The following is a 14,512-nucleotide window of genomic DNA, read 5'->3' on the forward strand; positions in this document are numbered from 1 at the left end:
GATTTTGCTTGTGCGTCCATTCCATGGCATCCGTTTCCACGGAGGAGATCAGAAGTGAACGTCAAGTCCCGCGCTCGTATCGGTGCCGCCCTCGGTGTGGCCGCCCTCGGTCTCGGTGTCGCCCTCGCCCCCGCCGCGCAGGCCGACCCCAGCCCGGTCACCCAGTACCGCACGCTCGCCGGCGTCGGCTCCGACACGACCCAGGACGTCGTGAACGGCCTCGGCAACGTGGTCGTGAACGCCTTCGGCCAGAAGATCATCGCGTCCTGGGACGCCACCGGCACCGCCACCGTCAAGACCAAGGCGACCGGCTGTGTGATCAACCGGCCCAACGGCTCCTCGGGCGGCATCGACGCCCTGCGCAACGCCGTGGACACCAACTCCGGCTGCCTCGACTTCGCCCGCTCCTCGCGCGGCCCGGTCGACAACAGCACCACGGACCTCACCTGGATCCCCTTCGCCAAGGACGCGGTGTCCTGGGTGAAGCGCTCCGACAGCGCGCTGCCCGCCGACCTGACGGTGGCCCAGCTGAAGGCCGTCTACGAGTGCACCACCACGTCCCTCAACGGCGTGGCCCTCACCCCGATCCTGCCGCAGGCCAACTCCGGCACGCGTCAGTTCTTCCTCTCCTCCATCGGCGTGACCACCCCGGGCACCTGCGTCCAGCAGGGCGTCCAGGAGAACGACGGCACCGTCCTCGACAGCGCCGGTGACATCGCGCCCTACTCCGTCGCCCAGTACACGGCGCAGGAGAAGGCCGTCGTCACGGACCGCCGCGGCGCCGCCGTGCTCGGCTCCGTCGCCGGTGTCGCCCCGCGCAACACCGACAAGACGCTGAACCCGCTCTTCAGCATCAAGCGCGACGTCTACAACGTCGTCCCGACGGCGAAGCTCACCAACGCCACGATCGCCCAGACGTTCGTCGGCTCGGCCTCCAAGGTCTGCGCCGCCGGCACCACGATCACCAACTACGGCTTCGGCACCCTCGGCGCCGACTGCGGCACCACCACCCTCAAGGGCGAGCGCTGATCACCAGGCTCCCCTGACCGCACACCGGCCGGGCACCCTCGGGTGCCCGGCCCCCCGGCGTATCCCGCAGCAGCGATCACCACGAACCGTCACCGGTCACCACCCGGCCCCGCCCCGCCTCGGAGGAACTCCACCCCATGAACCCGGTCGCACCCCTCAGATCACCCGTGGCCATGCTCACGGCGCTCGCCCTCCTCTGCGGCACGCTGGCGATCGTCCTGGCCATGTCCACGCCCGCCTCCGCCCTCACCCGGCACGGCACCTTCACGCTCACCCCCGCCTCCGGCACCCTCGCGGCCGGGCCGGTCTCGCTCACCGCCGCCGGCCCCTGCCCCACGCCCGCCGATGCCGCGAAGCCGTACGTCAAGGGCGTCCTCGCCCTCGTCAACCCCGGCGACCCGACCCTCACCGCCCCCATCGCCGAGGTCGTGCCCGGCGGCCCGCTCGGCACCACCCCGATATCCGGCACCCTCGGCGCCTCCGGCGCCGGCTTCGGCACCCTCCAGGAGCGGCTGCGCGAGATCGTGCCCTCCGGGCCCATGGACGGCCGGTACGAGCTGCGGCTCTTCTGCGAGACGGCGGACGCGGAGACGCGGGCCGAGTACTTCTCCCAGCTGATCGAGGTCACCGGGGACGACTGGGCGGCCGTCGGCCAGCAGGCGACCAACCTGACGGTCTCCACCGACAGCGCCCTCCCGCCCGCCGGCCGCCCCTACCCGGTCCGGGCCGAGGTCCAGCCGGCGAGCGCGGCCGGTACGGTCACCTTCCTCACCCTCGACAGCAACGGCGAGCCCGTGGAGCTGGGGACGAAGGAACTCGTCGACGGCAAGGCGGAGGTGACCGCCACCATGCCCGACACCGTCAACCTGGACATGGCGGTCCTGGCGCAGTTCACGCCGGCCGACCCCGCCGCGTACACCGCCGCCTCGTACCTCGCCGTGTTCACCGCGGGCCCGGCCACCACCCCGACCCCGACCGGCACCCCGACCGGCACACCGACCGGTGAGCCCACCCCCACCGGCACCCCGACGGGCGAGCCCACCGACGGGCCGACGGACGGACCCACCGACGAGCCGACCGACGAGCCCACCCCCACGGACAGCACCGGCCCCACGCCGACCGCGACCGACTCCACCGGCGGCAGCGGCACCTCCGGCGGTACGGACACCTCGGGCGGCTCCGGCACCTCCGGCGGCGACAGCGGCTCCGGCTCCACCGGCGGCACCACCACCAACGGCGGCAACGGCTCCCTCGCCGCCACCGGCTCCACCGCCGCGTCCGCCGCCCTCGGCTCGCTCGCGCTCTGCCTCCTCGGCGCGGCGGCCGTCATCCAGACCCGCCGCCGCAAGGGCGGCGCCCGCCCGTGACGACCGCACCGCCACCCACCGCCCCCCGCGCCGGGCTCGCCCTGGCCGGGGCGGCGCTGTCCGTGCTCGCGGCGCTGCTCATCGGCTTCGCCGCCAACCTCACCGTCCTCGGCCACCTCCAGCACGCCCGCGACCAGTCCACCGCCTACGACGAACTGCGCGAGCAACTCGCCCTCGGCACCGCCCCGGTGGGGCAGCTCACCTACGACGGCAAGCCGCTCGTCCCCGGCGCCCCGGTGGCCCTGATCCGCATCCCCGCGCTCGGCCTGCGCGAGGTCGTCGCCGAGGGCACCACCTCCGAGGTCCTGATGTCGGGCCCCGGCCACCGCCGCGACACGGCCCTGCCCGGCCAGGCCGGGACCAGCGTCGTCATGGGCCGCAGATGGGGGTACGGCAGCCCCTTCAACGACGTGCACCGGCTGCCCGACGGCGCCCGCATCGAGGTCACCACAGGACAGGGCGAGGCCGTGTACGAGGTGACCGGCGTCCGCCACCCCGGCGACCCCAACCCGGCGGCCCTCGGCGCCGGCCAGGGACGGCTCACTCTGATGACCGCGAGCGGCGGCGCGTACACCCCCGAGGACGTCGTCCGCATCGACGCCAAGCTGCTCGGCACCGCGCGGCCCAGCCCGCCCCGGCCGCTGCGCCCCGGCTGGATCACGGCGGCCGAGAAGCCCCTCGCGGGCGACCCCGACGCCTGGCCGGGGATCTTCCTCGGCGCGCAGGCGCTGCTCCTCGCCGCCCTGCTCGCCGTGTTCGCCCGCCGCCGCTGGGGCGCCCGGCAGGCCTGGGTCACCGCCGTGCCCGTCCTCGTCGCCCTCGGCGTCCTCGTCTCCGGCGAGCTGACCCGTCTCCTCCCCAACCTCCTCTGACCGCTGTGGAGTCCACACCGTGACCGATCTCGCCGACACCGTCACCCTGCCGCCCGTGCCGGGCACCGGACCGGCGGCCCCGTCCCGGGCCGCCGCCCTCGAAGCCGAGGCCGTCTCCGCCTGGTTCGGCGACCGCAAAGTCCTCGACCGGGTCTCCCTCGCCATGCCCGCCCGCGAGGTCACCGCCCTCATCGGCCCCTCGGGCTGCGGCAAGTCGACCTTCCTGCGCATCCTCAACCGGATGCACGAACTCACCGGCACCGCCTCGCTCGCCGGCCGGGTCCTTCTCGACGGCGCCGACATCTACGACCGGGGCCGCCGCATCACCCACGCCCGCCGCGAGATCGGCATGGTCTTCCAGAAGCCCAACCCGTTCCCCGCCATGTCGCTGTACGAGAACGTCCTCGCCGGCCTGAAACTCGGCGGCATCCGCGCGGGCAAGGAGGCCAAGGACGACCTCGTCGAGGAGTGCCTCACCAAGGCCGGACTCTGGCGCGAGGTGAGGGACCGGCTGCGGCAGCCCGGCGGGGCGCTCTCCGGCGGCCAGCAGCAGCGGCTCTGCATCGCCCGCTCGCTCGCCGTCCGCCCCCGGGTGCTGCTCATGGACGAGCCCTGCTCGGCCCTCGACCCGACCTCCACCCGGCGCGTCGAGGAGACCATCGCCGAGCTGAAGTCCGAGGTCACCGTCGTCATCGTCACCCACAACATGCAGCAGGCGGCCCGGGTCTCCGACTCCTGCGCCTTCTTCCTCGCCGAACAGGGCACCCCCGGCGTGATCGTCGAACACGGGCCCACGGAGACCGTGTTCGGCTCCCCGGTCGACCCGCGCACCGCCGACTACGTCAACGGCCGCTTCGGCTGACCCTGTTCAGGGCGCCCCGTCCCACACCAGGAGCATGTGGCCGCCCAGCCACGCCGAGGAGAGCGCCGCCCCCGTGAGCACGAGGGCGGCGGCCGGCCGCCGGGCCCGGACGATCCCCGACGCGAGCGGCAGCAGCAGCGGGAAGCCCGGCAGCAGGAAGCGGGCCCGGGGGAACCACACCCCGCCGCTGCCGAGCACCACCAGCAGCAGCACCCCCGTGAACACCAGCAGCGGCAGCGGCTGCCGGTCGGCGAGACAGCACAGGAAGAGCCCGGCCGAGAGCAGCAGCACCACCGACACGACGGACAGGAAGAACGGCTCGTACTGGGTGTAGACCAGGTACTTGCGCAGCGCCCGCAGGGTCATCGCGCCGCCGTCCCACTGGTTCCCCCACAGCCGCTGCACCTCGAAGTAGCCGTCCCAGCGCCCCCGTACGAGCCCCACCCAGCCGACGTACCCGAGCCAGCCCAGCGGGGCGACGAGGGCGGCGGCCAGGGCGCGGCCCTCGCCACGCCGGGCGGCGAGCAGCCCCGCCGCGGACACCGCCGCCGCCACCGCGAGCCCCGTCGGCCGGGTGAGCCCGGCGGCGACCGCGAGCCCCGCCGCCCACGCCCAGCGCCCGTCGAGCACCGCGAACAGCGCCCAGGCGGCGAGCGCCGTGAACAGCGACTCCGTGTAGGCCGTCCACTGCACCGCGGCCACCGGCGAGGCACCCCACAGGACCACGAGGACCGTGCCCGTACGGCGTCCCCGCAGCCGGTCGCCGACCGCGAAGATCCCCCAGGCGGCGGCCAGCGAGCAGACCACGGCCAGCCCGAGCGCGAGCGCGGCACGGGAGCCGGGGAGCACCGCCGACAGCGCCCGGACCAGCCCGGGGAAGAGCGGGAAGAACGCCAGGTTCCGGGGGTACGAGGGCTCCGCCGTGTATCCGTGACCCGCGATGTCCAGGTACCAGAGCGAGTCCCAGGACCCGGCGAGCAGCGGCAGCAGCCCGTGCCCCTTCAGATGCGCCCAGCGGGTGAGCACCGCGAGGCCCAGCAGCCGTACCGCCAGATACCCGAGCAGCGCGGGGGCGGCGTGCCGCAGCGCGCCGAACCGGGGGGCCGGGCGGGCGGACCGTGCGGACCGGCCCGGGGCGGGTCCGGGGGTACGGGTGGCGGGCACGGACGGCAGGGGGGTGACGGACACCGGGTCACCCTGGCGTGCGCCCCCGGCGTGCGGGCCCCGTCTTACGTCACGTGCCGTACGGGGTTCACCCGGACGGGCGAAGGAAGGGGACGGGACCGCGGAGAACGCGAAAGGGCCGGTACGGAATCGCTTCCGTACCGGCCCCCTCGCTCGCGCTTCGGCGGGTCAGAGCCCCGCCGCCGCCGAGAGGTCCCGCTTGATCGCGACCAGCAGCTCCGAGGCCTTCGCGCGGGCCGGCGCGAGGTCGACCGCCGCGGCGACCGGCACCTCGACCTCCAGGTAGCACTTCAGCTTGGGCTCCGTACCGCTCGGGCGGACGATCACCCGGGCCTTGTACGCGCCCTCCAGGTGGTAGCGCAGCCCGTCCGTGGGCGGCAGCGACTCGGTGCCCTTCGTCAGGTCCTCCGCCGAGACCACCGTCAGACCGGCCAGCGACACCGGCGGGCGCTCGCGCAGCGCCGCCATGGCGTTCGCGATGACGCTCAGGTCCTCGACCCGCACCGACAGCTGGTCCGTGGCGTGCAGTCCGTGCGCCACCGCCAGGTCGTCGAGGAGGTCCGTCAGCGTCCGGCCCTGCTCCTTGAGCACCGAGGCCAGCTCGGTGACGAGCAGCGCCGCCGTGATGCCGTCCTTGTCGCGGACGCCCTCGGGGTCGACGCAGTAGCCGAGCGCCTCCTCGTAGCCGTACCGCAGGCCGTCGACACGGGCGATCCACTTGAAGCCGGTCAGCGTCTCCTCGTAGCCGACGCCCGCGGCCTGTGCGATCCGGCCGAGCAGCGAGGACGACACGATCGACTCGGCGAAGACGCCCGTGGCGCCCTTGTGCACCAGGTGCGCGGCGAGCAGCGCGCCCACCTCGTCGCCGCGGAGCATCCGCCAGCCGCCGGTGACCGAGGCGTCGGGCACGGCCACGGCGCAGCGGTCGGCGTCCGGGTCGTTGGCGATGACCAGGTCGGGGTCCACGGCGCGGGCGGCCTCGAAGGCGAGGTCCATGGCGCCCGGCTCCTCCGGGTTGGGGAAGGCGACCGTCGGGAAGGCGGGGTCGGGCTCGGCCTGCGCGGCGACCAGCGCGGGCGGCGGGAAGCCGGCGCGGGCGAAGGCGGCGGTCAGGACGTCCTTGCCGACGCCGTGCATGGCCGTGTAGACGGTCCGCGCGGTGCGGGGGGAACCGGCGGTCAGGACGGCGTCCGTACGCTCCAGATAGGCGTCGAGGACCTCGTCGCCGAGGGTCTCCCAGCCGGTCTCGGGGCGGGGCACGTCGTGCAGCGAGCGGATCGCGTCGATCTCGGCGGCGATCTCCGCGTCGGCGGGCGGCACGATCTGCGAGCCGTCGCCCAGGTAGACCTTGTAACCGTTGTCGCGGGGCGGGTTGTGGCTCGCGGTCACCTCGACGCCGGCGACGGCACCCAGATGCCTTATGGCGTACGCCAGGACGGGCGTCGGCAGCGGGCGGGGGAGCAGCGCGGCGCGCAGCCCGGCGCCGGTCATCACGGCGGCGGTGTCGCGGGCGAAGTCGGCGGACTTGTAGCGGGCGTCGTAGCCGATGACGACCAGGCCGCCGTCCTGGCCCTTCGCCTTGAGGTACGCGGCGAGGCCGGCGGCGGCGCGGATGACGACGGAGCGGTTCATCCGCATGGGCCCGGCGCCGATCTCACCGCGGAGTCCGGCGGTGCCGAACTGGAGCGTGCCGGCGAAACGGGCGGCGAGGTCGTCGGTCGCGCCCGCCTCGATGAGCTTCGCGAGCTCCTCGCGGGTCTCGCTGTCGGGGTCCTCGGCGAGCCATGCCTGGGCCCGGGTGAGGAGATCGTCCTGCGTCACGGTGTGCCTTTCGGGGTGGGCGGGCGGGAGGTTACGAACGGTGCGCCGCTGCGCGAAGCCTTTCCCCACCCCTCCCCTTCCCGTAACCGGGGGCAGGCCCCCGGACCCCCCGTACGGCCTGCGGCCGTGCCCTCGAACGCCGGGCGGGCCGAAAATTCAGCCTCGTCGGCGTCCGAGGCGCGGGGTCCGGGGCGGAGACCCGGTTACGGGAAGGAGAGGGATGGGGGAGAAGCCCCGCGCAGCGGCAGGCCGGGGGTCAGGGGCCGACCGGCGGCCGGAGGCCGCCGCAGCGCTCCGAAGCCCGCTCGGCCCCTGGGGGCCGAGCGGTGCGAGGGGCGCCGGAGGAACTCAGATCCGGTCCAGGACCCGCGTCAGCAGCTCGCCCATCCGCGCGGCCGAGTCCCGCCCCGCCTGCAGGACCTCCTCGTGGTTCAGCGGCTCGCCCGAGAGCCCCGCCGCCAGGTTGGTGACCAGGGAGATGCCGAGGACCTCCGCGCCGGCCTCGCGCGCGGCGATGGCCTCCAGGACGGTGGACATGCCGACGAGGTCGCCGCCCATGACGCGGACCATGTTGATCTCGGCCGGGGTCTCGTAGTGCGGGCCGGGGAACTGGACGTAGACGCCCTCCTCCAGCGTCTCGTCGACCTCCTTGCACAGCGCGCGCAGCCGCGGCGAGTACAGGTCGGTGAGGTCGACGAAGTTCGCGCCGACGATCGGCGAGGCGGCCGTCAGGTTGAGGTGGTCGCTGATGAGGACGGGCTGCCCGGGGCGCATGCCCTCGCGCAGGCCGCCGCAGCCGTTGGTGAGGATGACCGTCTTGCAGCCGGCGGCGACGGCCGTGCGGACGCCGTGGGCGACGGAGGCGACGCCGCGGCCTTCGTAGAAGTGGGTGCGGCCGAGGAAGACCAGCGCGCGCTTCTCACCGATCTTGTACGAGCGGATCTTGCCGCCGTGGCCCTCGACGGCGGGCGGCGGGAAGCCGGGAAGGTCGGTGACGGGGAACTCGGCCTCGGGGGCACCGAGCGCGTCGACGGCGGGCGCCCAGCCCGAGCCCATGACCAGGGCGACGTCGTGGTTCTCGACTCCGGTCAGCTCGCGAAGACGTGCGGCAGCGGCCTCGGCGGCCTCGTACGGGGTGGCAGTTGCGTTCACTGACTCTCTCGCCTCGGGGAGGGTGGTCCGAGGTGCGCCCCGGACGGATTTGTTACGCGCAGAAGCGTAGCCGGAGAATGCCTACGCGCGTAGATGACGATGCCGACGGACATGCGATCGTTGTCTTGTCGTTTCCGACGAACGGACGGGGCGACCGCCTCCGGCGGATCAACAGGGCCGCTTGCGCAACTCCATCACGTAGTCGTGCGGTGCGCCCGCCGACTCGGCCGCGTCGGCGACCTCGCCCAGGTACCGCGCGGAGGGCAGCCCGCCCTCGTAGGCGTTGAGCACGTACACCCAGGCCGGCTCCTCGCCGTCCAGGGTGTGCACCCGGACCCGCATCCGGCGGTAGATGTCCAGGCCGACGCCCTCCCAGCGGTCCATGGACTCCTCGTCCATGGGCGCGATGTCGTACAGCGCGACGAAGACCTGCGACCGGGGGGCCTCCACGATGGTGGCCAGCGCCCCCTCCCAGCCCATCTGCTCGCCGCCGAAGGTGAGCCGCCAGCCGTTCAGCCAGCCGGTGCCGCGCAGCGGGGAGTGCGGTGCGCGGCGGCTCATCAGCCGCGCGTCGAGGTTGCCGGCGAAAGCGGCGTAGAGCGACATGGGACCGAGGGTACGGGAGGGGGCGGGGTGTCCGGCGAACTCCGAGGTGGCGGCCGTGGGGTACGCCCGCGGGGCGCCGCGCACCCCTTCGGAGGCCCCGGCGTGAGACCGCGCCGGGCGTGCGCGAGAATGGGGTACGCACTTGAAGCGTGCGGGACAATGGCGTACGCACTGCATCCCAGCGGGGGGACCCCCCGGCAGAACGAGAGCGCGAGGCGTAGATCCCAGTGACCCGGATCGTGATCATCGGCGGCGGACCCGGCGGATACGAGGCGGCCCTGGTGGGCGCCCAACTCGGCGCGGAGGTGACCGTCGTCGACTGCGACGGCCTCGGCGGCGCGTCCGTCCTGACCGACTGCGTCCCCTCCAAGACCCTGATCGCCACCGCCGAGGTGATGACCACCTTCGACTCCTCCTACGAGGAGCTGGGCATCATCGTCGCGGACGACACCCCGCACATCGAGCAGGCCGCCCGCGTCGTCGGTGTGGACCTCGGCAAGGTCAACCGACGGGTGAAGCGCCTCGCGCTGGCCCAGTCGCACGACATCACCGCCTCCGTCACCCGGGCCGGCGCCCGGGTGCTGCGCGGCCGTGGCCGGCTCTCCGGCCGGCAGGCCATGGACGGCTCCCGCCAGGTGATCGTCACCGCCGCGGACGGCACGGAGGAGACGCTGACCGCGGACGCCGTGCTGATCGCGACCGGCGGCCACCCCCGCGAGGTGCCGGACGCCAAGCCGGACGGCGAGCGCATCCTCAACTGGACGCAGGTCTACGACCTCAAGGAGCTCCCCGAGGAGCTCATCGTGGTCGGTTCCGGTGTCACCGGCGCCGAGTTCGCCGGCGCCTACCAGGCCCTCGGCTCCCGGGTCACCCTGGTCTCCTCCCGCGACCGCGTCCTTCCGGGCGAGGACCCGGACGCGGCGGCCGTCCTGGAGGACGTCTTCCGCCGCCGCGGCATGAACGTCATGGCCCGCTCCCGCGCCGAGTCCGCCAAGCGGGTCGGCGACCGGGTCGAGGTCACCCTCGCGGACGGCCGCGTCATCTCGGGCACGCACTGCCTGATGGCGGTCGGCGCGATCCCGAACTCGGCCGGGATGGGCCTGGAGGAGGCCGGGGTCAGGCTGAAGGAATCCGGTCACATCTGGACCGACAAGGTCTCCCGTACGAGCGCCCCCGGCGTCTACGCGGCCGGTGACGTCACCGGTGTCTTCGCGCTCGCCTCGGTGGCCGCCATGCAGGGCCGTATCGCGATGTACCACTTCCTCGGCGACGCGGTGGCCCCGCTGAACCTGAAGACGGTCTCGTCGAACGTCTTCACCGACCCGGAGATCGCCACCGTCGGCTACACCCAGGCCGACGTGGACGCGGGCAAGATCGACGCGAGGGTCGTCAAGCTGCCGCTGCTGCGCAACCCGCGCGCGAAGATGCAGGGCATCCGGGACGGCTTCGTCAAGATCTTCTGCCGTCCGGGCACCGGCATCGTGGTCGGCGGCTGTGTCGTCGCGCCGAAGGCGAGCGAACTGATCCATCCGATCTCGATCGCGGTCGACAACAATCTGACGGTCGAACAGATCGCAAATGCTTTCACCGTGTACCCCTCCCTGTCGGGTTCGATCGCGGAAGTGGCACGGCAGTTGCACACCCGTAAGTCGGCGGGCGAGGCGTAACCCTCGGGGCGGGCACGGCTCCCGCCTGCGGGAACGGTTCGCCGACCAGGACAACCCCCGGCAAGCCGGGGCATAGGTCCGGGGTCGGGGTGATCAACGACGGGGTCTCCCATATCACTTGGGGACCCCGTCTGTGTGCATCTTCTGCAATTCGGCGCATACCGCTGAAAAGTATCGGCCGGTCACGTTACTGTCAGTTTCGTGTTCGCTGCAGAACGTCGCCAGTTGATCCTCGAAATGGTGCGAGCCAATGGGGCCGTGTCGCTCCGCGAGCTCGCCCGCGTCGTCCAGACCTCGGAAGTGACCGTACGGAGAGATGTACGGGCCCTTGAGGCAGAAGGACTCCTCGACCGCCGCCACGGCGGTGCGGTGTTGCCGGGCGGATTCACGCGAGAATCCGGCTTCCCGCAGAAATCCCATCTCGCGACCGCGGAGAAGACGGCCATCGCCGACGTCGCCGCGAGCCTCGTCGAAGAAGGCGAGGCCATCGTCGTCGGCGCCGGGACGACCACGCAGGAGCTGGCCCGCCGGCTCGCCCGCGTGCCCGGTCTGACCGTGGTCACCAACTCCCTGCTCGTCGCGCAGGCCCTCGCCCACGCCAACCGGGTCGAGGTCGTCATGACCGGGGGCACCCTGCGCGGCTCCAACTACGCCCTCGTGGGCAGCGGGGCCGAGCAGTCGCTCCAGGGCCTCCGGGTCTCCCGCGCCTTCCTCTCCGGGAGCGGACTGACCGCCGAGCGCGGCCTGTCCACGTCCAACATGCTCTCCGCGAGCGTGGACCGGGCGCTCGTCCAGGCGGCGGCGGAGGTGGTGGTCCTCGCCGACCACACCAAGCTCGGCGCCGACACCATGTTCCAGACCGTGCCGACGGACGTGATCACCCGCCTGGTGACCGACGAACCCCCGGCGCACGACGACCGGGCCGCCACCGAGCTCCAGGCCCTCGCCGACCAGGGCGTGCAGATCGCCGTCGCGGGCACGGGCGCCGCCACCCCCACGGGCGGCGACCAGGTCCCCCCCGGCGCCCGGCCCCGCCGTGACATGCCGCTCCCGGTCCAGCGCGGCCGTATGGCGGCCGGTCAGTACCGGGGACCGGGCGGAGGGATGGCCGCCGAGACCCTGGAACGCACGGCGCGGGTCGCCGACATGCGGCGCCGCTGACACCGGACCGCACCCGCCCGGTCCCGAGGGACCCTCCCCCAGGGGTCCCACGCGCCCGAGCCCCTCCCGTACGTCAGTCCTTGATGCCCCGTAGCGTCAGCGCGAGCAGACGGTCCGCCAGCTCCGCGTCCTCCGGGCACTGTTCCGCCGCCAGCGCGATCGCGTTGGTCAGCTGCATCAGATCGCCGATCGACACATCGGCCCGCACCAGGCCCGCCTCCCTGGCGCGCGCGAGCAGCCGCTCACCCGCCGCGCGCAGCGGATCGCTGCACCCGGCGAGCGCCGAACTCCGGTCGTACGAGGCGGACATCAGCGCGTGCGCGAGCCCCCGGTACTCACCCGCGTGCGCGATCAGGCCCCGGAGCCACTCCACCAGCGCCCCGCACGGCTCCTCGGCCTCGGCCAGCTCCGCCGAGCGGCGCAGCAGGGCCGCCAGGGCCTCCTGGAAGACCGCGTTCAGCAGGTCCGCCCGGGTGGGGAAGTGGCGGTAGAGCGTGCCGATGCCCACGCCCGCGCGGCGCGCGATCTCCTCCAGGGGCGCGTCGGCGCCCTGTTCGGCGAAGGTGGCACGGGCCTCGGTGAGCAGGCGCTCGTGGTTGCGGCGTGCGTCGGCTCGCATGGTCTCCTCATCCCCTCCCCTCGACGAAGGGCCCGCAGGCGAGTGCCTGCGGGCCCTTCGTACCGTACTCGGTGCGACGGATCAGTCCTTGATGTCGCAGATCGAGGCGCCGGAGGTGACGGACGCGCCGACCTCCGCGGTCAGGCCCTTCACGGTGCCGGAGCGGTGCGCGTTGAGCGGCTGCTCCATCTTCATGGCCTCCAGGACGACGATCAGATCGCCCTCCTTGACCTCCTGGCCCTCCTCGACCGCGACCTTCACGATCGTGCCCTGCATCGGGGAGGCGAGGGTGTCGCCGGAAGCCGCCGGACCGGACTTCTTCGCCGCCCGCCGCTTCGGCTTCGCGCCGGCCGCCAGACCCGTACGGGCCAGGGTCATGCCGAGCGAGGACGGCAGAGAGACCTCGAGACGCTTGCCGCCGACCTCGACGACGATCGTCTCGCGGCCCGACTCGTCCTCGTCGGCGTCCGCGCCGGCCGGGGCGAACGGCCTGATCTCGTTGACGAACTCCGTCTCGATCCACCGGGTGTGGACGCGGAACGGGTCCGCGGTGAAGGCGGGGTCGACCACGACGGCCCGGTGGAACGGGATCGCGGTCGCCATCCCCTCCACCTTGAACTCGGCCAGCGCACGCGCGGCGCGCTGCAGGGCCTGCTCACGGCTGGCGCCGGTGACGATCAGCTTGGCCAGGAGAGAGTCCCAGGCCGGGCCGATGACCGAGCCGGACTCCACGCCCGCGTCCAGGCGGACACCGGGGCCGGTCGGCGGGGTGAAGACGGTGACGGTGCCGGGGGCGGGCAGGAAGCCGCGGCCCGGGTCCTCGCCGTTGATGCGGAACTCGAAGGAGTGACCGCGGATCTCGGGGTCGCCGTAACCGAGCTCCTCGCCGTCGGCGATCCGGAACATCTCGCGCACCAGGTCGATGCCCGTGACCTCCTCGGTCACCGGGTGCTCCACCTGGAGGCGGGTGTTGACCTCCAGGAAGGAGATCGTGCCGTCGGTGCCGACGAGGAACTCGACCGTGCCGGCGCCGACGTAGCCGGCCTCCTTGAGGATCGCCTTCGACGCCGCGTACAGCTCCGCGTTCTGCGCCTCGGTCAGGAACGGCGCCGGGGCCTCCTCGACCAGCTTCTGGTGACGGCGCTGGAGCGAGCAGTCACGCGTGGACACGACGACCACGTTGCCGTGGGAGTCGGCCAGGCACTGCGTCTCCACGTGCCGCGGCCTGTCCAGGTAGCGCTCCACGAAGCACTCGCCGCGACCGAAGGCCGCGACGGCCTCACGGACCGCCGAGTCGTACAGCTCGGGAACCTCTTCCAGCGTCCGGGCCACCTTCAGACCACGGCCACCGCCACCGAACGCGGCCTTGATCGCGATCGGCAGTCCGTGCTCCTCGGCGAAGGCCACGACCTCGTCGGAGCCCGACACCGGGTCGGGGGTGCCCGCGACGAGCGGGGCGCCGGCGCGCTGTGCGATGTGACGCGCCGCCACCTTGTCGCCCAGGTCACGGATCGCCTGCGGCGGCGGGCCGATCCAGGTCAGCCCGGCGTCGAGGACGGCCTGCGCGAACTCGGCGTTCTCCGACAGGAAGCCGTAGCCCGGGTGGACCGCGTCGGCACCGGAGTCCTTCGCCGCCTGCAACACCTTGGCCATGTCCAGATAACTGGTCGCCGGAGTGTCACCGCCCAGAGCGAACGCCTCGTCGGCGGCCCGGACGTGCAGAGCGTCCCGGTCCGGCTCGGCGTACACGGCCACGCTGCCGATACCCGCGTCACGGCACGCCCGCGCCACACGGACAGCGATTTCGCCACGGTTGGCGATGAGCACCTTGCGCACGATGGCTCCCTCCTTGAAACAAGCTGAGTTTAGGGACTGCCGACACGGCCTTTCGACCCGTCCCCAGTGGTGAGCTTGCCCACACGGAGCGTGACCCCGGGCCCGCTCGGGTCGTGAATTCCCTTGTCGCACCACGGTACGCAGGGTTCCTTTACGGCACAGTAGCTCCGAGGTGTGGCGCAGGTCTCTGTTCGTCCGGCCAGTGGCCGTTCGGGTTTCTTTGTGGAGTCTCTACGAATGGCCCGGCGATTCTTTGCCGCGCCGCCGCCGGACGGACCCGCGTCGCCCGCCGTGTCCGCACTCTTGTCCAGGGGTTTACCGGCCAGTAGCCTTCG

General features: G+C 73.1%; 12 protein-coding genes. 6 read left to right on the forward strand and 6 right to left on the reverse strand.

The features are described 5' to 3' along the window. Positions 1-54: 54 nt before the first annotated feature. The 4 genes from V4Y03_RS21425 (at position 55) to V4Y03_RS21440 (ending at position 4,130) form a co-directional block, all read left to right on the forward strand. Complete coding sequence (locus V4Y03_RS21425; RefSeq protein ID WP_317878294.1) at positions 55-1,029, forward strand: substrate-binding domain-containing protein; 975 nt, start codon at positions 55-57, stop codon at positions 1,027-1,029. Positions 1,030-1,166: 137 nt separating this feature from the next. Then, the gene (locus V4Y03_RS21430; RefSeq protein ID WP_332435938.1) at positions 1,167-2,396 is read left to right on the forward strand and encodes a hypothetical protein; all 1,230 of its coding nucleotides are present in this window, start codon (positions 1,167-1,169) and stop codon (positions 2,394-2,396) included. Further along, the gene (locus tag V4Y03_RS21435; protein ID WP_332435939.1) at positions 2,393-3,268 is read left to right on the forward strand and encodes a class E sortase; all 876 of its coding nucleotides are present in this window, start codon (positions 2,393-2,395) and stop codon (positions 3,266-3,268) included. The genes V4Y03_RS21430 and V4Y03_RS21435 overlap by 4 nt, the downstream gene beginning before the upstream one ends. Before the next feature lie 55 nt (positions 3,269-3,323). Beyond that, complete coding sequence (locus V4Y03_RS21440) at positions 3,324-4,130, forward strand: phosphate ABC transporter ATP-binding protein (protein WP_317878297.1); 807 nt, start codon at positions 3,324-3,326, stop codon at positions 4,128-4,130. A 6-nt stretch (positions 4,131-4,136) separates the two neighbouring features. Here V4Y03_RS21440 and V4Y03_RS21445 read toward each other — a convergent pair whose 3' ends face one another. From V4Y03_RS21445 to V4Y03_RS21460, 4 genes are all read right to left on the reverse strand, one after another. Further along, positions 4,137-5,318 (reverse strand): hypothetical protein, encoded by a 1,182-nt coding sequence (locus tag V4Y03_RS21445; protein WP_332435940.1) that lies wholly within the window; start codon positions 5,316-5,318, stop codon positions 4,137-4,139. Positions 5,319-5,483: 165 nt separating this feature from the next. Then, complete coding sequence (locus V4Y03_RS21450; protein WP_332435941.1) at positions 5,484-7,136, reverse strand: phospho-sugar mutase; 1,653 nt, start codon at positions 7,134-7,136, stop codon at positions 5,484-5,486. 348 nt (positions 7,137-7,484) lie between these two features. Then, entirely contained in the window at positions 7,485-8,288 is an 804-nt protein-coding gene (locus V4Y03_RS21455) for a purine-nucleoside phosphorylase (protein ID WP_332435942.1), read from the reverse strand. 168 nt (positions 8,289-8,456) lie between these two features. Further along, positions 8,457-8,894, reverse strand: a complete 438-nt coding sequence (locus tag V4Y03_RS21460; protein ID WP_317874135.1) for a gamma-glutamylcyclotransferase — start codon at positions 8,892-8,894, stop codon at positions 8,457-8,459. Positions 8,895-9,121: 227 nt separating this feature from the next. Here V4Y03_RS21460 and V4Y03_RS21465 point away from each other — a divergent pair, with 227 nt between their 5' ends. Beyond that, positions 9,122-10,561, forward strand: a complete 1,440-nt coding sequence (locus V4Y03_RS21465) for an NAD(P)H-quinone dehydrogenase (RefSeq protein ID WP_332435943.1) — start codon at positions 9,122-9,124, stop codon at positions 10,559-10,561. Positions 10,562-10,798: 237 nt separating this feature from the next. Beyond that, the gene (locus V4Y03_RS21470; RefSeq protein ID WP_056551870.1) at positions 10,799-11,722 is read left to right on the forward strand and encodes a DeoR/GlpR family DNA-binding transcription regulator; all 924 of its coding nucleotides are present in this window, start codon (positions 10,799-10,801) and stop codon (positions 11,720-11,722) included. A 73-nt stretch (positions 11,723-11,795) separates the two neighbouring features. Here V4Y03_RS21470 and V4Y03_RS21475 read toward each other — a convergent pair whose 3' ends face one another. Beyond that, positions 11,796-12,341: a TetR/AcrR family transcriptional regulator gene (locus V4Y03_RS21475; RefSeq protein ID WP_332435944.1), complete on the reverse strand. Its 546-nt coding sequence runs from the start codon at positions 12,339-12,341 to the stop codon at positions 11,796-11,798. Between the two features lie 81 nt (positions 12,342-12,422). After that, positions 12,423-14,177 (reverse strand): acetyl/propionyl/methylcrotonyl-CoA carboxylase subunit alpha, encoded by a 1,755-nt coding sequence (locus V4Y03_RS21480; protein WP_332435945.1) that lies wholly within the window; start codon positions 14,175-14,177, stop codon positions 12,423-12,425. Positions 14,178-14,512: the final 335 nt, after the last annotated feature.

It is taken from the genome of Streptomyces sp. P9-A4, assembly GCF_036634195.1.
Classification (GTDB): domain Bacteria; phylum Actinomycetota; class Actinomycetes; order Streptomycetales; family Streptomycetaceae; genus Streptomyces.

Coding starts and splice junctions, on each gene's coding strand:
- V4Y03_RS21430 (WP_332435938.1), top strand. CDS start 1,167: ATGAACCCGGTCGCACCCCTCAGATCACCCGTGGCCATGCTCACGGCG.
- V4Y03_RS21475 (WP_332435944.1), bottom strand. CDS start 12,341: ATGCGAGCCGACGCACGCCGCAACCACGAGCGCCTGCTCACCGAGGCC.
- V4Y03_RS21460 (WP_317874135.1), bottom strand. CDS start 8,894: ATGTCGCTCTACGCCGCTTTCGCCGGCAACCTCGACGCGCGGCTGATG.
- V4Y03_RS21470 (WP_056551870.1), top strand. CDS start 10,799: ATGGTGCGAGCCAATGGGGCCGTGTCGCTCCGCGAGCTCGCCCGCGTC.